The organism is Halobiforma nitratireducens JCM 10879 (genome assembly GCF_000337895.1).
Taxonomy (GTDB): domain Archaea; phylum Halobacteriota; class Halobacteria; order Halobacteriales; family Natrialbaceae; genus Natronobacterium; species Natronobacterium nitratireducens.
The window spans coordinates 1-21,207 of record NZ_AOMA01000096.1 but is presented as its reverse complement, the minus strand read 5'-3'; the positions used below and the strand labels follow the sequence as shown (position 1 = coordinate 21,207).

20 protein-coding genes are annotated in these 21,207 nt (G+C 62.0%); 14 read left to right on the top strand and 6 right to left on the bottom strand.

Annotated features, from left to right (window positions below; genetic code table 11):
- The first annotated feature begins 106 nt into the window (after positions 1-106).
- The 4 genes from C446_RS20000 (at position 107) to C446_RS09640 (ending at position 2,756) form a co-directional block, all read left to right on the top strand.
- Positions 107-1,435 (top strand): eCIS core domain-containing protein, encoded by a 1,329-nt coding sequence (locus C446_RS20000; protein ID WP_083861103.1) that lies wholly within the window; start codon positions 107-109, stop codon positions 1,433-1,435.
- 1 nt (position 1,436) lies between these two features.
- Complete coding sequence (locus C446_RS09650) at positions 1,437-1,907, top strand: SMI1/KNR4 family protein (protein ID WP_049920137.1); 471 nt, start codon at positions 1,437-1,439, stop codon at positions 1,905-1,907.
- A 166-nt stretch (positions 1,908-2,073) separates the two neighbouring features.
- Complete coding sequence (locus C446_RS09645) at positions 2,074-2,274, top strand: hypothetical protein (RefSeq protein ID WP_006672902.1); 201 nt, start codon at positions 2,074-2,076, stop codon at positions 2,272-2,274.
- 140 nt (positions 2,275-2,414) lie between these two features.
- Positions 2,415-2,756: a site-specific integrase gene (locus tag C446_RS09640; RefSeq protein ID WP_006672901.1), complete on the top strand. Its 342-nt coding sequence runs from the start codon at positions 2,415-2,417 to the stop codon at positions 2,754-2,756.
- A gap of 35 nt (positions 2,757-2,791) precedes the next feature.
- On the opposite strand, the gene C446_RS20455 is transcribed toward C446_RS09640, so the two are convergent.
- On the bottom strand, positions 2,792-3,112 hold the full coding sequence (locus C446_RS20455) for a helix-turn-helix domain-containing protein (protein ID WP_006672900.1): 321 nt from the start codon (positions 3,110-3,112) through the stop codon (positions 2,792-2,794).
- A gap of 194 nt (positions 3,113-3,306) precedes the next feature.
- Between C446_RS20455 and C446_RS09635 the strand changes: the two genes are divergently transcribed.
- Positions 3,307-4,101 carry a hypothetical protein gene (locus C446_RS09635; RefSeq protein WP_006672899.1) on the top strand — a complete coding sequence of 265 codons (795 nt, stop codon included), beginning with the start codon at positions 3,307-3,309 and terminating at the stop codon, positions 4,099-4,101.
- A 425-nt stretch (positions 4,102-4,526) separates the two neighbouring features.
- A complete protein-coding gene (gene lysA / locus C446_RS09630; RefSeq protein WP_006672898.1) occupies positions 4,527-5,762 on the top strand; it encodes a diaminopimelate decarboxylase in 1,236 nt (411 codons plus the stop codon).
- On the opposite strand, the gene C446_RS09625 is transcribed toward lysA, so the two are convergent.
- Positions 5,763-6,398: a hypothetical protein gene (locus C446_RS09625; protein ID WP_006672897.1), complete on the bottom strand. Its 636-nt coding sequence runs from the start codon at positions 6,396-6,398 to the stop codon at positions 5,763-5,765.
- Positions 6,399-6,563: 165 nt separating this feature from the next.
- On the opposite strand from C446_RS09625, the gene C446_RS09620 reads away from it, so the two are divergent.
- Both C446_RS09620 and C446_RS09615 read left to right on the top strand, forming a co-directional pair.
- The gene (locus C446_RS09620) at positions 6,564-7,649 is read left to right on the top strand and encodes a M20 family metallopeptidase (RefSeq protein ID WP_006672896.1); all 1,086 of its coding nucleotides are present in this window, start codon (positions 6,564-6,566) and stop codon (positions 7,647-7,649) included.
- 225 nt (positions 7,650-7,874) lie between these two features.
- The gene (locus C446_RS09615) at positions 7,875-10,253 is read left to right on the top strand and encodes a PAS domain-containing protein (RefSeq protein ID WP_006672895.1); all 2,379 of its coding nucleotides are present in this window, start codon (positions 7,875-7,877) and stop codon (positions 10,251-10,253) included.
- A 310-nt stretch (positions 10,254-10,563) separates the two neighbouring features.
- Here C446_RS09615 and purB read toward each other — a convergent pair whose 3' ends face one another.
- Positions 10,564-11,949 (bottom strand): adenylosuccinate lyase, encoded by a 1,386-nt coding sequence (gene purB, locus C446_RS09610; protein ID WP_006672894.1) that lies wholly within the window; start codon positions 11,947-11,949, stop codon positions 10,564-10,566.
- A 176-nt stretch (positions 11,950-12,125) separates the two neighbouring features.
- Here purB and purH point away from each other — a divergent pair, with 176 nt between their 5' ends.
- The 3 genes from purH (at position 12,126) to C446_RS09595 (ending at position 15,303) form a co-directional block, all read left to right on the top strand.
- Entirely contained in the window at positions 12,126-13,766 is a 1,641-nt protein-coding gene (purH, locus tag C446_RS09605; RefSeq protein ID WP_006672893.1) for a bifunctional phosphoribosylaminoimidazolecarboxamide formyltransferase/IMP cyclohydrolase, read from the top strand.
- 304 nt (positions 13,767-14,070) lie between these two features.
- The gene (locus tag C446_RS09600) at positions 14,071-14,325 is read left to right on the top strand and encodes a hypothetical protein (RefSeq protein WP_006672892.1); all 255 of its coding nucleotides are present in this window, start codon (positions 14,071-14,073) and stop codon (positions 14,323-14,325) included.
- A 225-nt stretch (positions 14,326-14,550) separates the two neighbouring features.
- Positions 14,551-15,303 carry an SIMPL domain-containing protein gene (locus C446_RS09595; RefSeq protein WP_006672891.1) on the top strand — a complete coding sequence of 251 codons (753 nt, stop codon included), beginning with the start codon at positions 14,551-14,553 and terminating at the stop codon, positions 15,301-15,303.
- Positions 15,304-15,483: 180 nt separating this feature from the next.
- Here C446_RS09595 and carA read toward each other — a convergent pair whose 3' ends face one another.
- Complete coding sequence (gene carA / locus C446_RS09590; RefSeq protein ID WP_006672890.1) at positions 15,484-16,560, bottom strand: glutamine-hydrolyzing carbamoyl-phosphate synthase small subunit; 1,077 nt, start codon at positions 16,558-16,560, stop codon at positions 15,484-15,486.
- A gap of 102 nt (positions 16,561-16,662) precedes the next feature.
- Here carA and C446_RS09585 point away from each other — a divergent pair, with 102 nt between their 5' ends.
- A complete protein-coding gene (locus tag C446_RS09585; protein WP_006672889.1) occupies positions 16,663-17,076 on the top strand; it encodes an Lrp/AsnC family transcriptional regulator in 414 nt (137 codons plus the stop codon).
- A gap of 31 nt (positions 17,077-17,107) precedes the next feature.
- Here C446_RS09585 and C446_RS09580 read toward each other — a convergent pair whose 3' ends face one another.
- A complete protein-coding gene (locus C446_RS09580; RefSeq protein WP_049920140.1) occupies positions 17,108-18,214 on the bottom strand; it encodes a GNAT family N-acetyltransferase in 1,107 nt (368 codons plus the stop codon).
- Between the two features lie 153 nt (positions 18,215-18,367).
- Positions 18,368-19,105: a PHP-associated domain-containing protein gene (locus tag C446_RS09575; protein ID WP_006672887.1), complete on the bottom strand. Its 738-nt coding sequence runs from the start codon at positions 19,103-19,105 to the stop codon at positions 18,368-18,370.
- Positions 19,106-19,247: 142 nt separating this feature from the next.
- Here C446_RS09575 and C446_RS09570 point away from each other — a divergent pair, with 142 nt between their 5' ends.
- Together C446_RS09570 and C446_RS09565 are read left to right on the top strand one after the other, a co-directional pair.
- Entirely contained in the window at positions 19,248-19,820 is a 573-nt protein-coding gene (locus tag C446_RS09570) for an NUDIX hydrolase (RefSeq protein WP_006672886.1), read from the top strand.
- A 141-nt stretch (positions 19,821-19,961) separates the two neighbouring features.
- Positions 19,962-21,065 carry an IS630 family transposase gene (locus tag C446_RS09565; protein ID WP_006672885.1) on the top strand — a complete coding sequence of 368 codons (1,104 nt, stop codon included), beginning with the start codon at positions 19,962-19,964 and terminating at the stop codon, positions 21,063-21,065.
- Positions 21,066-21,207: the final 142 nt, after the last annotated feature.

Below are 21,207 nucleotides of genomic sequence, written 5' to 3'. Positions count from 1 at the left end.
CGATAGGAAAATATTATATTACGATAGAATGAACCAGAAGCAAATGACTCGTGGGCCCCAGCTGAACTGGACTCGGTTCGGGAGAACGCTACAGGAGGGACGATAGATGAAAAAGAAGAAAAAACGATGCTCAAGTACCAATTCGGACAGTTCCAAATCCGAATCGGACTCGAAGACCGACTCTACGACGGACTCAAGAAGCGGACGGGGGGCCCAGCGGTCGCCGAAGAGTCAGGCTGGGGTTCTAACGGATCCGGTCGTCAAGAATCCACCAGGAGCAGTCACGGATCCACTGGTCGGGGACGCCACGGCGGCTCCCGAGCCAGTTGTCAACGATCACGAGACGGCTCTAGGCGGTGTCGCTAATCTCGAGACGAAACGCGAACATCAGATTCAACGGGCGCTTGAGGGAACTGACACCACCCGGGACGAGGTCCCTGAGACGGTTCTCGACGTGCTCGGCGATGGCGGAAAACAGTTGAACCAGCCGCTTCAGCGCACCTTCGAGGAGCGAATGGATGCAGATTTCTCGAGCGTTCGCATCCATACGGGTACGAAGGCAGCGGAAGCAGCAGAGGCGATCGACGCGAAAGCGTTCACCTGCGGCAACGACATCGTCTTTAATTCTGGCGAGTTCGATCCTGAGAGTCCGGATGGGCAGCATCTGTTAGCGCACGAACTCGCCCACGTCAAACAGCAGACCGGCGCGGCGGTCAGTATGATGCCCCAGGAAGGGAACAACCTCGAGGTTGATCCCGATCCGCAACTGGAACGGGAGGCCGATAAAGAAGCCCAGCGGGTGATGAAAGGGGCTGAAATCGGGCTGGAAAGTATCGCTAGTATCGATGTCCACATACAACGGACTCCAAAAGCAAACAAATCGCTCAATGAACTCGCCGAACTGTTCGATATTCGGGACTATATCGACGGCAACGCTGACATCGTTGATGGCGATGGGACCATCAATTCCGAAGTCGGACGAACAGTGACCGAAAATATGCGAAAACAGATCGACGGGTTGCCAGAACGGGACAATACAGACCCACCGCATTCAGTCAAGCAAAACGTCTCATTTGCTATCCTCCGTCTGAACGAATCAACGTTGACAGTAGCCGTTGCGAGCGGGAAACGCCGGTCGAACGAAGACGAAGAGAAAAATCCGTTATTACCAGGACCCTACAAAGACGAACGTCACTACGACCATCGGAGTGACGAGAATAATATGGATCCTGCTGCTATGTGGTGTACCGAACCCAAACTCCTCGAACACGTGGCTCAAGAATATGATCCTGAAACAACCGAAGGAGAGGTCCTTCTCTTTACCGAACGTCCTCCCTGTGATGCAGGCTGTGACGAACTCGTCGACCTATTCGAGTCTGACTACACTGGTGTAGACGTGAAGGTGAGTCACGACCCAGATATGAGGTCAAACTAACATGCCAGAAGAATCAAACACAGTCGGTGAAAGAGCCCTGGAATTGCTGGCCGAGCACGGCTATGGACCGACAAACGAGATCGAAGGCTGTACCACCGAGGAGCTCGCGCAACTGGAAGCTGAATTCGGCGTTGAACTCCCAGCGGCGTACAGATCCTGTATGCTCCACATCGGAAAGAGCACCAACGGGTTTCTTCGGGGCAGTGAGTTCACCTATCCCGCTCCGAAGTATCAGCGGGAATTTGCCGAAGACAGCATCGAACGGTGGGACGATCTCGAATTCTCACTGAAGGAAACCGATTTCGTCTTTCGTGGGCTACAGGGGTCCTCGTTCTGGTTTTTCAACACCGAAGACGGCGACGATCCGCCGGTTTATCTCTACATGGAAGATACCGAACCGGAACTGGTCGCCGATACATTCTCCGAGTGGTTGTTCAACGAAATCAGAAACAAAGGGGAGAAACGCGACTGACTACTTCCAATAGCAGATTACGGTCACAGATCGCCCAAGAAGTACGTAACGTTGAGCACAACATGTCCGAGAAGTACGACATAATCGGAGATCCTCCTTTAGTTATTTGGTGGGTTCATGAACCCACATCAGACTTTATTAGTTAGTGAATTGAATATATCTATATATGAAACAAATTATGGCGGTTTTTGGAATCGCTGGTGCAGAGACTGCTCTAATTATCGTGCTGATCCTTGTTGATGCGCTTCAGATTGCTCTGAACGAGAGGGCTGCTGGAAATATAGAAGTCGTAGGGCAGTTCATTGTCGTTTGTTTGATAGCGCTCATCACGTTAGAGTTCTTAGCACTCGCTAACCCAGCCCGCTAAATACGCATAGGTCACGATGCAGCGGCTTGTCTGAGAGCTCCGTAGCTCTCGGACAGAATCACCCCGATTCGGCCCTCGAGCACCACCGAAAAAACTAGATTGCTGGCGGTTTTTGTCCGGAATACAGGCATCACGGACACATGAATCCCCAACAGCACGAGAAGCGCGACGACATGAAGGTGTGGCTCAGTCAGGACGAAGTGACGGCACTTCTCGAGGCTGCCGATGGAACCCAGCAGCGGATCGCCTTCGCGCTCGGGGCGCGCTGCGGGCTCCGATCACACGAAGTGCTCGACGTTGTTCCCGAGGACATCGTCGATACTGACGCTGGAACGATGCTCCAGATTTTGCACAGGAAAGGCGACCAGTTCCGAGAGACGCCGGTCCCGCAAGATCTTGCGACGACCATCCGCACGATCGACGACTATCGCGACGCGCCGGCCAACTCGTCACTCGTTGAAGTCTCGAGTACGGGTCATTGAGTGCGTCTACGTTGCGTTTCCTCGTCGCCATTGACTCACTCAGCGTGATCCGATCTTTCCGACCCACTATTAGTGCTTTCTGACGTATCGAGTGAGAATTCGGATGCATCAGTGCTCGTGTCTAATTTGCCATCAAGATAGGCCTCACCTTGATCTGTGATTACATAGACTCCGTTTCCGAGGTGTCGTAACAACCCATGCTCTGCAAGCTTCCGAAGACGACGAGAGATATGCGATTTAGAGACTCGTACGTATCCACTCTCATCGAGTTCCTTAGGCGACCCTGACTCCTCTTCTCGTATGTACTCGAGTATACGATCGTCCCAGATCGTCATCCATGACCCAGATTTTCGCATTCGCGTACCCTTTACGCCGTATTCACCCCTATTTGACCCGGATAGTGCCTTTTAGACACAGCAGTACATTTATGCAACGTTAGGTCATTAGTGATCTGTGAGGAGTTATCAACTCGGCTGAAGATGGCTCTTGTCGGTCTGTGAGATCGGGCGGCGCTGGCACGCCGCCCAGAAGGTAACTCCTCGGAGTCAGTATGAACTCAGGAGTTAACGTGGGGTCTACGCCCCACACACGGCAAGAGGCATCACCACCCAAAAGATCTGACGCTCGCTGCGCTTGCGGCGCGACCCCGCACGGGTACGACGACCGGCGCAACGAGCCCGCCTGCCGCTCGTGTGCGACGACTCGAGCCGATAACCCACCCCAATACACGACACCAGGCACTCGAGACGCGTCCGATCGCGATCGACGCGCCCGCTCGAGCCGACCGGCCGAGCCCGCGAACCACGAACCCTATTCCTGCGACGCGCCGGGCTGTACGGACTGGAAAGGGGTCGTCACGCCCGACGGCTCTCACTGCCGAACGTGTGCCGCCCGCCTCGAGTGCGGTGTCGCTCTCGAGGGTGACGACGGGGATGACACAGCTGACGGGTACAACACCGACCACGAGAGCAACACCAACCACGGGATCGACACGGCTGACGGAACCGACACCCACGACGGCGACGGCAGACGCCTGCTGGACGAGCTCGAGCCGCGGCTAGCGACCGACGGGGGCCGCGAGACGACTTCCCCGGCCACGTTCGAACTCACGGTCGAGTACACGACGATGGACGGCCGTCGCCAGCGCGTGACCTACCGCGTGACCGGGGCGGACGGTACCGATGACGATGCCGGCGAGAGCGACGACACCGAGGACGCACGTCGGATCACCCACGAACGTCGCGACGGCGAGTGGCGAGAAACCAGCCGGCTCCTCATCTCGAATCTCGCCGTCCGCCTGCACGGCCCCGCCGGTCGATCCGGCGGCTACTTCGCCGGGTCGTAGTGGCAACCCCGGGGACCCCCGACGACTGTCGGGGCAGCCGCCTCGAGTCCGACGACTGTGCTGATAGTCACCTGGAGGGACCCGTTCCTGTCGCTGCCCACGACTGTCTCTGCCCACTGCCACGCTGGCCAGTCTGCCAGCAGGCGGTCTCCGACGGCCACGACCGGCCCCAGCGTATCGCTCGCCAGCCGCGCCTCCCCACTTTCCAATCGATGCCAGCAGACCACCCCACTGAGACGGATGCCTCGCCAGCCAACCACCAGCAGTCATCAGCCAACCACCAGCAATCCCAGGCCAACCACCAGCAGCTCCACCCCTCCCTCGAGCAGCTCCACGACCGCCTCGAGCAACTCGAGGCCGACTCGAAGCGCAACGCGGCACCCAAACCCAAACCCTTGAATCCTCGCGGTCACTTGAAGCGGGTAATGACCGACCTCGCGGACTCGCCGGCAGTTCGCCGGCTGGACGACTGGGATGTCGAGCGTCTCGAGTCCCTCGCGGCGGAGTACGAGACACCGCTGTACGTGATGGGTCTCGATCGGGTGAAAGAGAACTACACCCGCTTCTCCGAGGCGTTTCCCGACGCCGACGTGATGTACGCCGCGAAGGCCCACACGGGCAAGGCAGTGCTCGAGGCCGTCCTCGAGGCCGGCGGGACGATCGAGTGTGCGGCCTGGGGTGAACTCCAGCGGTCGATCGACGCCGGTGCAGACCCGAACAACCTGCAGTACACCGCGGTCAACCCGCCGGCTCACGACCTCGACTACGCCGCCGAGCTCGGGGCCGACAACCCGGGACTGACGATTACGATCGGCGCGCTCGACACGCTCGAGCGCCTGAAAGAACGGGACTACGACGGCCGGATTGCCATCCGCATCAACCCCGGCATCGGGACTGGCCACCACGAGAAAGTCGCGACCGGCGCGGACGCGAAGTTCGGCATCCCCTACGAGCGCGTTCCCGAGGTCGCCGACCGCGTCCGCGAGGAGTTCGACCTGGTCGGCATCCACGCCCACGCCGGCAGCGGCGTCCTGACCGACGACCTCGAGGACCACTGCCGCGCCATCGAACGCGTCGGCGAGATGGCCCGTCGCGTCGGCGACGACGAACTCGAGTTCGTCGACGTCGGGGGCGGCTACGGCGTTCCGTACCGCGAGGACGAACAGCCACTGGACCTCGAGAAGACCTCGGACATGGTTCGCGACGCTGTCGGCGACCTCGAGGCACAGCTCAAACTCGAGCCCGGCCGCTATATCGTCGCGGACGCGGGGCTGATCCTGACGACCGTGAACACGATCAAGGAGGCACCCGACACGACCGTCGTCGGCGTCGACGCCAGCCTCTCGACGCTGATCCGGCCGGCGATGTTCGGCTCTTACCACCCGATGCTGAACGTCTCCGCGCCCGACCGCGAGCCGATCGAGGCAACCGTCGGCGGCCCCGTCTGTACCAGCGCGGACGTCTTCGCCCACGACCGGCCGATCGCCGAACCCGAACGCGAGGACGTGCTGGCAATCGGCAACGCGGGATCGTACGGCTACGAACTGGCAAATCAGTTCCACTCCCAGCCCCGTCCCGCCGAAATCGCACTCGAGGACGGCGAGGCCCGCGTCGCGCGACGGCGCGAGACGCTCGAGGACGTGACGCGACTTGAGGAGTAATCAGTACTCCGTCCACCGTTCGAGAACGTCGCCAACGTATCCCGGTTCGCTGTAGGAGGGCCGAAACCGGAACCGATCACCGATACGGAGGGTGTCGAAGGTATCGCGGCTCAATCTGTAGCCCGTCTCCGTTCTTTCGTTTACCGAGTCGGCGTCGTCGCGCTCGGCGACCGTTATCCGACCGTCGAAGATGAACTCGTCGAACGACTCCCGCAGTCGATCGGTCACGAGTGATTCGACGGTGAGCGGTGGCTCGGGGATCGAATACGCGGCCTCGTCCTCGAGCGTATCCTCGTACGCAGGATAGACGACGACTTCGTCGGGGACCATCGGTGCGACGTGTGCTCCGTCAGGAATTCCCGGATACGTTTCGGGTTCGATACGCTGCGGGAAGACTGCCGGCGCGTCGTTCTCCTCGAGCGGAAGGTCCTCGTCCGCGAACGGGTGTGCGTTGAACAGTTCGTAGGCGTGGTCGTTCCGGACGCCGAACACCCGTTTGGTATTCAGCGACGCCTCGATCGGGTCGTGTGGAGAGACGACGTCTCTAGTCGACGCACGAGCGTCGGCACACCCAGCGAGCGCCGTTGCTGCGCCCGTCCCGCAGATTGCGAGAACCGTTCGTCTGTCGGGGGGCATGACACACGATTGAAAGCACAACAGGAAATAACGTTCGTTCGACAGATACCGGACCGGACAGGACGACGGCAGAGCCGCACTATCGAACGAAAGGCTGTGCTTATCACCCGCCAATGGGAACGACGGGTAGCCACGATTCGTCGACGAGATCGACGAAAACCCACAATGTGCTTCGATATTGCTGCTTTCCACGCCGATGCCGTATCGACCCCCTCCCACGAGGATGTCGGCGAGATGCGCGAACTGCTGGTGGAGACGCTCGAGGACGCCGGCCTCGAGCCCGAAATCGACGACCTGGGGAACGTTCTCGCGAGCAAGGGTGACGGCGAACCCCATCTCGTCCTGAACACCCACATCGACACCGTCGCGCCACACGTCCCCTACGAACGCGACGGCGATGTCGTCCGCGGGCGCGGCGCTTGCGACGCGAAGGGGCCGCTCGCAGCCCTGCTCGCGGCATTTCTACGGGTCGAACCGACAGCAGGGAAACTAACGCTGGCGATTACGCCCGACGAGGAGACGCTGATGACCGGCGCGGCAGGACTACAGGACCGGCTCTCGGCCGACGGCTACATCGTCGGCGAACCGACCGATCGCGATGTCTGCATCGCCGCCCGCGGCCAGTGCGAAGGAACAGTCACGATCGAAGGCGAGAGCGGCCACGCCGCCAGCGTCCCCGCCGAACGAAACCCAGTCTTCGGCCTCGAGCACGTTCTCGAAGCGCTCCGCGAGTACGACGACGCGGCCGGGCCGGGTGAGGACGAGGTGCTCGGCGCGCCGAAACTGACGGCGACGATGCTCGAGGGGGGCGAAGCACCCAACCGCGTCCCCAGGACGTGTCAGGTGACGTTCGATCGCCGCTCGGTTCCACCGGAGACCGCGGACTCGTTTCGCGCGGACCTGCAGGCCGTTCTCGAGCGCGAGGTGGCAGACGGGACTGCTCTCGAGGTGTCCGTCGATCTCGTCCGCCCGGACACGCCGTTCCCGCGGGCGTTCGTGACCGACGCCGCCGACCGACTCGTGAAGACGATGAAGGACGCAAGCGGCGGTGAGGTCCGCCCGTTCGGCGCGGCGACCGAGGCCGGCTTCTTCGCGTCCGACGCGCCGACGGTCGTCTTCGGGCCGGGCGTACTCGCCGACGATGAAGGCGGCGTCGCTCACGCCGAACGTGAGTACGTACGACTCGCGGACCTCGAGGCTGCGGCGGATACGCTCGAGGAGGTCCTCGTCTCGCTTTGCTGTGGTCACTGAACTCGCTGCACGGCCGATCGCCCGACAGAAACAGGGGTCGGGAAACGCGGGAACCGTGGCCGACCGATGGGGAACGGCCGGGAAACTGGGTGATCGGAGTGTGAGGCGTTTCGGCTGTTCCTGTCGGGAGATCGATCGACGACGTGTTCTCTGGCAGACACTAGCCGAAGAATCCTATAGGCCCCGCTCGAAACGCATCTGGGAAGTTCCCCGACTCATCGTTCCATGACAGACCATCCGTCGGTACTGTACGTCGACGACGCCCCGGATGCCAACTCGATCGCGGCCCGACTCGAGTCCGAGGCGGTGCCGATCACCGTCGAACGCGCCGCCAGCGGCGCGGATGCACTGGAACGACTCGCCGCGGGCGAGCACGACTGCCTCGTCGTCGGCGATACGCTCGCAGATCGTGAGGGCATCGACTTCGTCGGACCCGCCCGGGATCGAAATCCGTCGCTCCCGATCGTCTTTTACCCCGCGAACGGCTCCGAAGAACTCGCGGGCGAGGCCGTCGCTCGCGGGGCATCGGGGTACGTCGGTCGGCAGTCGAGCGACGACCGGCTGGGCACGCTCGCCGAGCGAATCGAGGAGGGCGTCGACACCCCATCCGTGACACGATCGGAGCGGCTGCTGACCGAACTGGCCGAGAACACGGGTCGGGTCCTGTACGTCTTTTCGGGCGACTGGGAGGAACTGCACTTCGTCAACTCCGCCTACGAGGAACTCTGGGGCCGGTCCGTCGAGGCGTTACGGGACGATCCGACCGACTTTCTCGAGGGAATCCATCCGGACGACCGCGAGCACGTCAGGGAAGCGATGGACGCCCTGTCCAGTGGCGAGTCCCTCGAGATCGACTACCGGGTCGATCCGCGAACGGAGTTCGAGCGATGGGTCCGGGTTCGAGGAGAGCCGATTCGAGACGGCACCGGAGCCGTCGTTCGGATCGCCGGATTCGTCACCGAGATCACCGGGGAAAAGCGACGGGAACAGGAGCTTCGCGAGACAAAACGCCAACTCGAGGCGGCGATCCAGGCCGGTGCGATCGGCACCTGGGAGTGGCACGTCCCCGAGGATCGGCTGGTGGCCGGACCGGAGTTCGCACGGACATTCGGCGTCGATCCCGACGCCGCCCGGGAGGGCGTCTCCCTCGAGCGATTCATCTCGTCGATACACGAGGCGGATCGCGAACGCGTCGAAGCGGCGGTCGAAGAGGCAATCTCCGGCTCCGGCTCTGACCCTGGCTCCGGCGAGTACGAGGAAGAGTATCGCGTCCGGGACGCCGACGGCGAGGTCCGATGGGTGCTCGCTCGTGGACACATCGAGTCCGACGAAGATGGAGATCCTATCCGGTTCCCCGGAACCTTGACCGACATCACCGACCGAAAGCGAGAGGAACGAGAACGCCAGGCGACGGTCGACTTCCTCCAGCAGCTGTACGATGTCACGACGGACCCCGGACTCGAACTCGAGGAGAAGGTCGCTCGGATGCTCGAGTTGGGCTGTGACCGGCTCGACCTTCCGTACGGTTTCCTGGCCCGGATCGACCTCGAGAGCGGTGGTGATCCACAGATGGAGGTGAGCGCGGGCGAGTCGGCCACGGTCGATGGCAGTCCAGTCGACGGAACTCAGACGATCATCGAGGCCCACGGGACCCACGAGTTACTCCAGACGGGGACCTGCTGTCCCCTCTCCGAGACCTACTGCCGACGGACGCTCGAGACGGACGGACTGACGGCGATTCCCGACGTTACCGACTCGGCCCTCGAAGGCGGAGCGGCGCACGGTCGGTTCGATCTCGGCCGGTACATCGGCTCCCGCGTCACGACTGACGGCGAACTGTACGGGACGCTGTGCTTTGCCGGCACCGATCCGGATGAGACTTCGTTCACGGACGCCGAGCGGACGATCGTCCGGCTGATGAACCAGTGGGTGAGTTACGAACTCGAGCGACACCGGGCGCGGCTGGAACTCGAGCAGACGAACGAGCGCCTCGAGGCGTTCGCAAGCGTCGTCTCCCACGACCTCCGAAATCCCCTGAACGTCGCGTCCGGCCACCTCGAACTCGCTCGCGCGGAGTCCGACAGCGATCACCTCGCGGAGGTCGAGCACTCACTCGAGCGCATCGAGACGTTGGTCGAGGACCTGCTCACGCTCGCCCGCGAAGGCGACGACGCGATCGATCCGGAACCGATCCCGCTCGCGGAGAGCTGTCGGCGGTGCTGGGACCAGGTCGATACCGGAGATGCCGCTCTTACCGTCGACACCGATCGGACGGTTCGCGCCGATCCGACGCGATTGCGACAACTCCTCGAGAACCTCTTTCGGAACGCGATCGAACACGGCGACGCCGACACCGTCGCCGTCGTCGACCTCCCGGAGGGCTTCGCGCTCGAGGACGACGGCTCGGGGATTCCGGCGGACGAGCGCGATCAGGTGTTCGAGACTGGCTATACGGACGCCGAAGACGGCACCGGACTCGGGCTGAGCATCGTCGAGCAGGCGGTCGGCGCACACGGGTGGCGGATCGAGGCTGTGGAGCCGACGGAAGGGTGGGGCGGCGCACGATTCGAAGTTACGGGAGTGGATGGTCTCGAGTGTGAATGAGGGGAAATGAAGTGAGTGTGAGGAAATGAAGTGAGTGTAACTGAGACTGACTTCTCCCACGAGTTCAGTCGTGGGGTCGTGCTAGCCACAGACCAGCGCCCGTCACGGACGGACATCCCCGCGTGGACGGTCGCCGGTCGGCTGCCGGCCTTCTGAAGTCAGTGTGGCTCCCGGGCGGGACACGTTGTCTTGTCCCGTCCTCGGCAGGCCACCCTCGGGGGCCTGCCACTCGAGCGTACGCGCGTTGGTCCAGACGTTGGCGTTCTCGCTGTTCTCGCTGTTCTCGCTGGAACCAGCGTCAGCGGCGACCCTACTCCAGATCGTCGACGAGGTCGCTCGCGACACCGACGTAGTCCGTCGGCGTCAGGTCGGCCAGTTCTTCGCGAACCTCCTCGTCGACCTCGAGGTCGTCGAACAGCTCTCGGAAGTCCGAAAGCGTGACCTGCTTGCCGCGGGTCAACTCTTTGACCTGCTCGTAGGCGTCTTCCTGTCCCTCACGGCGCAGAATCGTCTGAACGGCTTCGCCGATGATCTCCGGAGTGGATTCGAGGTCTTCGCGCATAACTTGCTCGTTGGGGACCACCTTCTCGAGGCCCGCAGCCGTCTTCGTGTAGCCGATCAGGCAGTGGGCGAAGGCCGCGCCGACGTTGCGCTTGACGGTCGAATCGGAGAGGTCACGCTGGAGTCGCGAGGTGGTGACGTAGTCGGCGAGGAAGGTGAGGTCCGAATTCGCCTTCGAGAGGTTGCCTTCGCTGTTCTCGAAGTCGATCGGGTTGACCTTGTGAGGCATCGTCGACGACCCGGTCTCACCCTCGACGGCCTCCTGTCCGAGGTACCGGTCGGAGACGTAGAGCCACATGTCCAGGTCCAGATCCAGCAGGACGTCGTTGGTCCCACGGAACGCGTCGAAGAGCGCCGCGAGGTCGTCACAGGGGTTGACCTGCGTCGTGAGTGGCTCGAACTCGAGGCCGAGGTCAGTGACGAACGTCTCGGCGAAAGCCTGCCAGTCCACGTCCGGATAGGCCGCTTCGTGGGCGGCGTAGGTGCCCGACGCGCCGCCGAGCTTGCCGCTGAGTTCGTCAGCCGCCGCGTGGACTCGGCCCGTCGTGTGGCCGAGGCGGGAGGCGTAGACGGCCATCTCCTTGCCGAACGTAGTCGGTGTCGCGGGCTGGCCGTGGGTACGGGCGAGCATCGGCAGATCCCGGTACTCCCGGGCCATCTCCGCGAGAGCGTCGCGGACCTCGTACAACTCCGGAAGCAGAACCTCCGAAACGGCGTCTCGGACCAGCAGCCGGTGGGCCAGGTTGTTCACGTCTTCGCTAGTCAACCCGAAGTGAATCCAGGGGCCGGCGTCGCTGTCGGCGGGGAGCTGGTGGCGAACGAAATACTCCACCGCTTTCACGTCGTGGTTCGTCGCCTCGAAGTCGGCGTGGCCCTCCGTCTCGAGTTTCTTGATCAGTCGCGCGTCTTCCTCGGCGAAGTGCTTGTACAGCCCCCGCAGGAGTTCTCGTTCCTCGAGATCGATCGCCAGCGGCGTCGCCTCGAGGTCGGCCAGCGCGATCAGATACTCGACTTCGACGCGGACGCGGGCCCGCATCAACGCGGCCTCGCTCGCGTACGGCGACAGCGGTGCGGTCCGGCCGCTGTACCGGCCGTCCAGCGGCGAAACGGCGTACAGAGCGTCGGTCTCCGTCATGGTGCGAGTCTTTCCAGCGCGGTGCAAAAGAGTGTCGAAACGTGACCCCGAAAGTGCCACGAGCGTGTATACCTCGAGGACACGACGGACGTGTCGCAGCTAATCTATACAAGATGGTGGATACAAGTGGGAGAGAGACCGCAACGGCTTTCCCCTTCGCGACTGGGCATACGCCCATGACGCGAATCGCCGGGATGGCCGGCAACCGAGGGCGCAACCTGTTGAACATCGCCGATCGACGGCCGGGCGGGGCCGAACTCGCCGTCGTCCTCACTACCGACGACGATGCACCGGTCCTCGAGGCTGCAGCCGAGCGCGGAATCCCGACCGAGGTCGTTCCGCTCGCCGAGGGAATGAGCCGCCAAGAGCACGAGGAGGCCGTCAACGAGGCGCTGGCCGACTACGAGTACGAGCTGGTCTGTCTCGACGGCTACATGCGGATTCTCTCGGAAACGTTCCTCGAGTCCCAGCCGACGACGCTGAACGTCCACCCCTCCCTGTTGCCGTCGTTCCCCGGCATGGACGCCTGGGGCGACGCGCTCGAGGCCGACGTTTCGGTGACGGGCTGTACGGTCCACGTCGTCACCGACGCGACCGACGAGGACGGGACGGTCCTCGAGGGCGAGGTCGACGGCGGCCCGATCGTCACCCAGGAGCCGATCCCGGTCTACGAGGGCGACGACGAGGACAGTCTCAAGAAGCGAGTCCTCTACGAGGGTGAGTTCCGTGCATACCCGCGTGCGGTGAAATGGTTCGCAGAGGGTGCCGTAGACGTGGATTTCGAATCGGCCGAGGTGACGGTCGATACCGACGTCGCAACGACCGACGAAGGCGAGCACAACGGGCTGGCGGCTCGCCGACTCGTCTCGAGCGATCGCGCCGATACCCTTCGGTACGGCGAGAACCCACACCAGGACGCCGCGGTCTACGCCGATTACACCTGTGACGAAGCAAGCGTCGTCCACGCCGACCAGCTCAACGAGGGCGCGAAGGACCTTTCGTACAACAACTACAACGACGCCGACGGAGCCCTGAACCTGATCAAGGAGTTCGACGAACCCGCGGCCGCGGTCATCAAACACACCAACCCGGCGGGCTGTGCGACCGCCGATTCGCTCGCAGCGGCCTACGAGAAGGCCCTCGCGACGGACCCCCAGAGCGCGTTCGGCGGGATTGTTGCGCTGAACCGCGAGTGTGACGCCGCGACTGCCGAGAACGTCGTCGATTCGTTCAAAGAAATCGTCGTCGCCCCCGGCTACACCGACGACGCACTCGAGATACTCTGCGAGACGGAGAACCTGCGGGTGCTGGACGTGGGTGAACTGGACGACGAGCGGACGGAACGCTTTACCGAAAAGCCGCTCGTCGGCGGTCGACTCGTCCAGGAGCGGGACCTTCAGTCGATCTCGGTCGACGATCTCGAAGTCGTTACCGAACGGGAACCGAGCGACGAGGAACTCGAGTCGATGGTCTTTGCCTGGCAGACGCTCAAGCACGTCAAGTCCAACGGCATCCTCTTTGCCGACGGCACGGAGACGGTCGGTATCGGCATGGGACAGGTGTCCCGCGTCGACGCGGTCCGACTCGCGGCGATGAAAGCCGACGAGCACGCAGACGGCAAAGACGCCGAGGGAGCCGTGATGGCCTCGGACGCCTTCTTCCCGTTCCCGGACGGTATCGAAGAGGCCGCGGACGCGGGCATCGAAGCGGTGATCCAGCCGGGCGGTTCGGTCAACGACGAGGACGTGATCGAGGCCGCGGACGAGCACGGGATGACGATGGTGTTCACTGGCCAGCGGTCGTTCAGACACGACTGACACGGCGAGCGGTCCGCGGTTCGGAAGCCGAGAGAACGACGAGAACCGATACGGGTGCTGTACACCGCGAACGAACGGAGTGAATGAGCGGTTTTTGTCGAGATTTTGGAGGCGTGGTGAGCGAGCGGCGCGAGCGAACCCGACGAGAAAACGGTCGATGTCGCGATGGTGTTCACTGGCCAGCGGTCGTTCGGACGCGATGACTCCACGGTTCGGAGTGAGAACAGCTGTCCGCTCTCGAGTTGTTTCTTCCCTTCACGTTCCGACCGAGACATTTACATCCGGACCGGTCGTGCGACCGTCTATGGCGACGCCCCGCATCGAGGTCTTGCCGAGCGATCGCCCCTCCGTTGGGACGTACGTGCTGTACACGTTTCTGGGCTGTGGTGCCGTTACGGGCGTTACGTTGGCGCTGCCGGTTGCCATCCGGAACCCTCCGCTTTGGCTCGGGCTCGTGAGTCTGTTGCTTGCAGCGCTCGGGAACCTCCTCGTGATCTTCCTCGCGATCGAATCCTACGTGGAATCCTGGTTTGCTGTCGCACACGTCGTCGAAGACTGACCGGGCCGGGTCTTCCAGCACAGCCTCCACCAATCTAGAGACTCTGATCGCTGCTCTGTAGCCTCTCGAGGACGACCGAGGACGATCGAGGACGATCGAGGACGATCGGGGACAGACGACGGACGAACCACGGCCGAGAAACACCGCTCACTCGGGATCGTCCACGGTCAAAGACCCCTTTCACCTTGGACAGATGCTTTTTAGGTCCCGTTCGAGAGTCCGAATATGGATCGACGACAGTTCCTCGCGGCGTCGGGCGTCGGCGCTGTGGCCGCCCTGGCAGGCTGTATCGGAAGCGCAACCGACGACGATCCCGCAGACTCGAGCGAAGGCGGGAGCGACGCCGACAACGAGATCACCGTCAGCACGAGCGGCGAAGTCGAGACCGAACCCGACAAGGCGACGGTCAGCATCGGCGTAGAAGCGCGCGGCGAATCCGCCGAGACCGTCACCGACGAACTGGCCGCAGGTGCCGACGACCTGCGTGAGACGTTCGACGACCTGGGAATTCCAGCGGACAACGTCGAAGAGGGACGTTACCGCGTCAGGCCCATCCCGGGACCCGACGACGAAATCGAGGAGATTCGCGGCTCTCACTCCTTCGAGGTGACGATAGACGATGTCGACCGCGTCGGCGAGGTCATCGACGCGTCCGTCGAGGCCGGTGCCGACGATATCGGTCGGGTGAACTTTACCCTCCAGGAGGAAACGCGGGACGAACTCCGGAAGGACGCAATCGACGAGGCACTCGCGAATGCCGACGAGGAAGCCGAACACATCGCCGCCAACCGGGGGGTAGCGCTCACCGGAACGGAGTCGGTCGCCACGAGCGACGTGCAAGTCCACTCGGTCAGTCACCGGACTGCGTACGATACTGTCGCCGAGGCGGACGATGCGGGTGCCTCGACCGATATCGACGCCGATCCGGTCAGCGTCTCCGCGTCGACGACGGTGACGTACGGTTTCGCCGAGGAGTAACGTAACAGACCCGTAATCGGGCTCGTTTCGTCGTCTCCGTTTTGCGATTCGACGTTCGAAGCTTCCGCGTCCCTCGAGTTCTTTCGATCGGCAGTCACGGATACCGAGCGATAGCTACTGAAAGAGGGTCTTGGATAGGGAACAGAAGAGAACGGCTGGCAACGGAGAGAACGGCGAGAGTCAGTCGTCCGCAGGAACTGCCCGCTTTGCTCGCTGGTCGGCCATCTCGAGGACGTCGTCGAAAAACTCGAGGGTGTCCTCGGGGCCGGGGTTGGCCTCGGGGTGGTACTGGCGGGTGAGGACGTCGTACTCGATTCCGTCCAGGCCTTCGGGGGTGTCGTCGTTGACGTTGATCTGGGTGACCTCGAGGTGGTCACCGGGCTCGTCGACGGTGTAGCCGTGGTTCTGGGTCGTCATAACGACCTGGCCCGACTCGAGGTCGAGGACGGGCTGGTTGACGCCACGGTGGCCGAAGTTCATCTTCTCGGTGGTGCCACCAAGCGCCTCGGCGACGATCTGCTGGCCGAGACAGATGCCGGCGACGGGCGTGTCCTCGACGAACTCCCGGACGAGTTCGATAGCCTGTTCGTAGTTGGCCGGGTCGCCGGGGCCGTTCGAAATAAACAACACGTCTGGATCGACGTCTTCGACGTCTTCGACGGCGGCGTCGTAAGGGAGGACGTGGACTTCCGCGTCGCGGGCGATCAGCGAGTCGACGATCGAACCCTTCGCGCCACAGTCGACCAGCGCGACGGTCTCGCCGTCGTTGTCCGCGCCGTGGACGACCGGCTCGTCGACGCTGACCTGTGTACCGATGTCGGTGTGTTCGCTCATCGCCTTGCACTGCTCGAGTTCGGCCAGGGCGTCTTCCTCGGTGACATCCTCGCCGACAGCGATGCCGCATTTCATGGCTCCACCGTCGCGGATGTCGGTGACGACCTGACGGGTGTCGAGATGGTCGATTGCGGGCACGTCCTCGGTTGCGAGCCAGTCGGCAACGTCTTCGGTCAGTTCCTTCGCGAGCACCGCACGTGGGTGGACGCGATCGTCTTCGAACCGTTCCTCGCGGACTCCGTAGTTGCCGATCAGCGGATACGAGAAAGTCAGGACCTGCTCCTCGTAGGAGGGATCGGTCAGACTCTCCTCGTAACCAGTGTACGCCGTCGTGAAAACCAGTTCGCCGCGAGCAGTTCCCGGAGCACGACCACGTCCCTCGATTACGTGGCCACCCTCCAGCGCAACGTAGGCCTCTGTCATTACGAACTACGTACCGATCCCACCACAATAAGTGTTGTCTTCGAAACTCAGTTACGAAATTCGTAATCGGTAAGTGCCGTGTCGTCGTAGCCTCGTATCTCCATGGACGACCTGGACCGACAGATACTCGATATTCTCCGGCGAGACGCCCGCACGCCCTACACCGAGATCGCCGACGAGATCGGCACCAGCGAAGGAACCGTCCGTAACCGCGTCGAACGGATGATGGACGACGGGGTCATCGAACGGTTCACGATCTCGACCCGAACCGGAAACGTACAGGCGATGCTCGAGATCGGCGTCGCCGTCGACGTCGACACGAACGGTGTCGCCGAGCGGATGGCCGAGTGGGCGGAGGTCGACCTCGTCTGGATGGTCTCCGGCGAGCAGGACATCGTGTTGGTCGTCGACGCCGCGGACACGCGCGGGGTGAACGACCTCATCACCAAAGCCCGCAACCAGGAGGAAGTCGTAAGCACGAAAACCAGACTGATACTCGAGGAACAACTGGGTTGACGGGCCGATTCGACTGTCGCGGTAGCCTGCGTTACTTGTCGTACCGACCGTACAGCGACCGTCCTACGTCGATCAGCCGCCAGAACGGACTCGTCCCCCGCTCCCAGTAGACGTTCGGAACTAGGTCGCCACCGAACTCCTCTTTGAACCGAAAAGCGCCGTCCTCGAAGTTCGCTCCCGCGCCGCCGAAGTCGTAGGTCTCGTACCCGTTCTCGATGGCCCACCGGAACAGATAGTCGTAGAGTAATTCGGAGGCGTGGTACTCGAAGTACTCGGCCGGAAGTCCCGAAAAGAAGCCATGGACCGACGACTGTTCGTCATCGAGCAGTTCGAGAAAGCCGCCCGCGTACTCGCCCTCGAGACGGAGCGTCAAGAGCAGAACGCGGTCGTCCATCGCTGCCAACTGCTCGAAAAAGGCAACCGGGTAGATCGTCCCGCCGACATTGGTCATGTGTTCGCAGTACTTTTGATAGAACCGCCGCAGATTCGACCGCGTCAATTCTTCTTCGACGATCTCGTGGTCGGTCTCCCGTCCTCGGCGGATCGCCCGCCGTTTCGAACTATCCATCTCGGCGCGGAGGTCGTCGTACCCTTTCTCCAGGTTTAGGAGAAACCGTCCTTCGAGGCGTTCGGAGTCGTAGCCCCTCGCGGACATGTGCTCGTCGTACCGGAGAAAGTTCGTGTTACAGGCCCTGACCTCGTGGACGACCGTCCGCCCCGAACAGAGTTCGGGAACGAGATCGAGCAGAAGCGACAGCGATTCGGAGACGTCCGTGGTCAGCAGCGGACCGCCGAACCCCGGATACACAGAAGTCAAGCGTTCGAACGGCGTCTTCGGAATGTCGACGACGAAGTTCGGAAAGAGCCCGATCGGGTTCGAATCCTTCTCGACGACGACGTGGCGGGCAGGGTAGCCGATGCCGGTCTCGATCGCCTCGAGCCACTCGTAGCGATGGAAGACGGTCCCGAGGTCCGACCCGTCGACCACTCCGTTCCACCGGTTTGGCTCTATTCCGTGGATCGTATCGAAGACTGTCGCGGTGAGTCCCGACTCACTGTCCGATTCGACGCGAACGGGATCGACGTCGTCAGGGTCCGTCCGATCCACTCTTTTACCCCGTGTCAGTTGCTGGCTCATCGAGCGGTAACTCACTCCTACCAGCCGTTAGTTATTTTCTCGTACGAAGACCTGTGCGAGTAATCGGTTCTTGTATCGAGTCGGTAACGCCGGAGCCGAGGACGGTACTGTTGACGATAGGCTCCCGTTACCACTGCCGTCACCGCCTTCGATTCAGGTTTCGTTCCTCGAGTCGGCGACGGTGTCCCCGATCTCTCGCTCTCTTGGCCGCGACTGGCCGAGGACGCCCTCCGGATACTTCCGTTCGTGGACCCGACGATAGCCGCGACGCAACAGCCGTTCGAACGGCCCGCTCGCGACGTGAGGTTCGACCCGTCCATCCCGGATCGCCTCGACCAGCGTCGTCGGCGTCAACACGTCCGCATCGATCAGTGTGTACGCCGTACCCGCTTCGATCGGGAAGTGTGCGTCGCTGCCGGCGACGATCGGCAGGTCGTGTTCGCTTGCGAGCGATTCTACCAGTGGGCGTGTCCGCGGATGTTTACCGTTGATCTCGACCGCATCGAACGGGACGTCGGGGAACGCCTCGAGCACCGAACTCGAGCGGTAGGGGTGGGCGACGATCGCCGCACAGTCGCGTTCGTGGGCCAGTTCGACCACTTCGGCGGGGGTGTACTCGAGTGGGACCGTTTCGGTCGGTGGATCAGGACCTACCACGAGCACGTGTCCGTGCGTGGTCGAGACTTCGATGCCGGGAATCGTCGTCACCGTGCTTCCGGTCGTTTCGGAGAACTGCGTCGCGTAATCGTGGTTCGTCGTCGCGACGCCGTCGAGCCCACGTCGGTCGATGACGCTGGCGAGCGCTCGATAGCCGTAGGGATCGAATCGATCGCCGAGCCGACGACGACCGTGGAAGAACCGCGTGTGGGCGTGCAGGTCGACCGCGAGCATACACGGTGGTACGGGAGGACGGTATTTTTCGGTGACGACCGCCCTCGGCGAGAGGGAACTGTGTGCCCTGGCCCGAGACGGGACGCGAAGCGCAACGAATGGAGGCGATACTGGTTTTAGGCACCTCTCCGATTGTGGTGATATGAGTACGAGCGAGGACTCCCACGAACCGGACCTACAGCACGAAAACGCCGAACAGGATGTCATCGCCGTCGACGAGGACGACAACGAGCTCGAACCCGTCAACCGACTCGAGGCCCACACTGGCGATGGAATCCGCCATCGGGCGTTTACTTCCCTGGTGTTCGACGGTGAGGGGAACATTCTGCTCGCCCAGCGGGCCCCCGAAAAGCGTCTCTGGGGGACCTACTGGGATGGGACGGTCGCTTCCCACCCCGTTCAGGGCCAGAGCCAGAAAGAGGCGACCCGACAGCGACTCGAGGAGGAACTCGGGATCACCCCCGATCAGTACGACGAGCTGCGCCTGACGGATCGGTTCGAGTACAAACGGTACTTCGAGAACGCGGGCGTCGAACACGAGGTCTGTGCCGTGTTGCAACTGACCCTCTCCGACCGCAGCCTCGATCCGAACGAGGAGGAGGTGGCCGGGCTGATGTGGGCCCCCTACGAGCGACTCCACTCCAACCCCGACTGGTACCGGCAGCTTCGGCTCTGTCCCTGGTTCGAAATCGCGATGCGTCGCGACGTAGAATAAGCCGGTGTCTGCTTGATCGGCGCGGGTATGTAGTACAGCAGCCAACTATCAGAGATGTATAGAATTTATACGAAATCAAGGAGAATACCTGCGGCTTTAGTGGTCAGGAGAAGTTATGAAGGTGGCATCTGATATGTGAGTATGCCTGGAGATCGCCGCAAAGAGATCGTCCGTCACCTCAGTGAGGACGATCTCGATCGACTTCTTGCGGAGTCTACTGATGAGAAACTCACTGAGCGGCTGATCTTCATCAAACGAGTCTACAAGGGAGCAACGCTGGAGGACGCTGCCGATGACGTCGGCAGGTCCTCCGCGACAGGAACGCGCTGGGCTCGACGGTGGAACAAGGGCGGTCTCGGACTACTGATGCCGGACTTCGGGGGCGGTAGGCCCCCGAAGCTCGGCGAGGACCAACGAGACCGCCTCTTGGAACTACTTCGTGACGGGCAACCGTGGAAGAAACAGGAGATTCAGCATCTCATCAATGAAGAATTCGACGTAGAATTTCATCCGGTATACCTGAGTACGTTCCTCGAAGATCTCGGTCTTTCCTACGCAATTCCACGGACGAAGCGTCCATCACGCCCAGAAAACGCCGAAGAGATTCTCGACGAACGCGTCGGCGACGCGTTCGACGAGGAGGCTGATGAGCCGCACAACCAACGCGAGGGAGATGACGAAGAAGGGTGGGTCGTTGACGAGGAAATCCGCACGGATGGCGGAACCGTCCTTGGGTTTCTCGATAGATCGCATCCCCAACCATGGGACAACTCACAGCGGCTCTACACCGTGGATGATCCACATATCACCCGACCGCTGGTGAAGTTAGACGAACCAGCGGTCGGGTTCTACGCACTCTCCGGTGAGAGTGTCATTCAGTTTCCGGCCAATCAAGAGAAAGAACGGATCTGTGGCTGTCTCGAAGGGATCCGCGAGCAGAATCCGGGCCAGCGGATTCTGCTCGTCTTGGACAACTTCTCGTCACACGTGTGTGAGTATACACGTAGACGAGCCCACCAACTGGGCATTGATCTCGTGTTTCTCCCAGTTGGTTCACCTGATCTCAACCCAATCGAGCAGGTCTGGAAGAGCCTCAAATGGGAAGCATCGCCGTTGATCGTGGAGAGCGCGGCAGAATACCGCGCTCTCCTCACTGGGCTCTTTGAGCAACTTACGACTCAACTGAGTTTCGCAGCCTCATGGATTGACGAGCACCTTGGTGGATACCTTCAGAAGTTACGCTAGGCACTATAGCCGCAGGATGAATCCGACAACTTGGAATCAGCCCACGTTCGACACTCCAGTTCGAGTTTCCAATACGTACTTTGAACTGTCAAGAACCGCTATACAACGGTAGGGTCAGGTCGGAACGAAGCGGATTCCGAAC

Coding starts and splice junctions, on each gene's coding strand:
- C446_RS20000 (WP_083861103.1), top strand. CDS start 107: ATGAAAAAGAAGAAAAAACGATGCTCAAGTACCAATTCGGACAGTTCC.
- C446_RS09650 (WP_049920137.1), top strand. CDS start 1,437: ATGCCAGAAGAATCAAACACAGTCGGTGAAAGAGCCCTGGAATTGCTG.
- C446_RS09645 (WP_006672902.1), top strand. CDS start 2,074: ATGAAACAAATTATGGCGGTTTTTGGAATCGCTGGTGCAGAGACTGCT.
- C446_RS09640 (WP_006672901.1), top strand. CDS start 2,415: ATGAATCCCCAACAGCACGAGAAGCGCGACGACATGAAGGTGTGGCTC.
- C446_RS20455 (WP_006672900.1), bottom strand. CDS start 3,112: ATGCGAAAATCTGGGTCATGGATGACGATCTGGGACGATCGTATACTC.
- C446_RS09635 (WP_006672899.1), top strand. CDS start 3,307: ATGAACTCAGGAGTTAACGTGGGGTCTACGCCCCACACACGGCAAGAG.
- lysA (WP_006672898.1), top strand. CDS start 4,527: ATGACCGACCTCGCGGACTCGCCGGCAGTTCGCCGGCTGGACGACTGG.
- C446_RS09625 (WP_006672897.1), bottom strand. CDS start 6,398: ATGCCCCCCGACAGACGAACGGTTCTCGCAATCTGCGGGACGGGCGCA.
- C446_RS09620 (WP_006672896.1), top strand. CDS start 6,564: ATGTGCTTCGATATTGCTGCTTTCCACGCCGATGCCGTATCGACCCCC.
- C446_RS09615 (WP_006672895.1), top strand. CDS start 7,875: ATGACAGACCATCCGTCGGTACTGTACGTCGACGACGCCCCGGATGCC.
- purB (WP_006672894.1), bottom strand. CDS start 11,949: ATGACGGAGACCGACGCTCTGTACGCCGTTTCGCCGCTGGACGGCCGG.
- purH (WP_006672893.1), top strand. CDS start 12,126: ATGACGCGAATCGCCGGGATGGCCGGCAACCGAGGGCGCAACCTGTTG.
- C446_RS09600 (WP_006672892.1), top strand. CDS start 14,071: ATGGCGACGCCCCGCATCGAGGTCTTGCCGAGCGATCGCCCCTCCGTT.
- C446_RS09595 (WP_006672891.1), top strand. CDS start 14,551: ATGGATCGACGACAGTTCCTCGCGGCGTCGGGCGTCGGCGCTGTGGCC.
- carA (WP_006672890.1), bottom strand. CDS start 16,560: ATGACAGAGGCCTACGTTGCGCTGGAGGGTGGCCACGTAATCGAGGGA.
- C446_RS09585 (WP_006672889.1), top strand. CDS start 16,663: ATGGACGACCTGGACCGACAGATACTCGATATTCTCCGGCGAGACGCC.
- C446_RS09580 (WP_049920140.1), bottom strand. CDS start 18,214: ATGAGCCAGCAACTGACACGGGGTAAAAGAGTGGATCGGACGGACCCT.
- C446_RS09575 (WP_006672887.1), bottom strand. CDS start 19,105: ATGCTCGCGGTCGACCTGCACGCCCACACGCGGTTCTTCCACGGTCGT.
- C446_RS09570 (WP_006672886.1), top strand. CDS start 19,248: ATGAGTACGAGCGAGGACTCCCACGAACCGGACCTACAGCACGAAAAC.
- C446_RS09565 (WP_006672885.1), top strand. CDS start 19,962: ATGCCTGGAGATCGCCGCAAAGAGATCGTCCGTCACCTCAGTGAGGAC.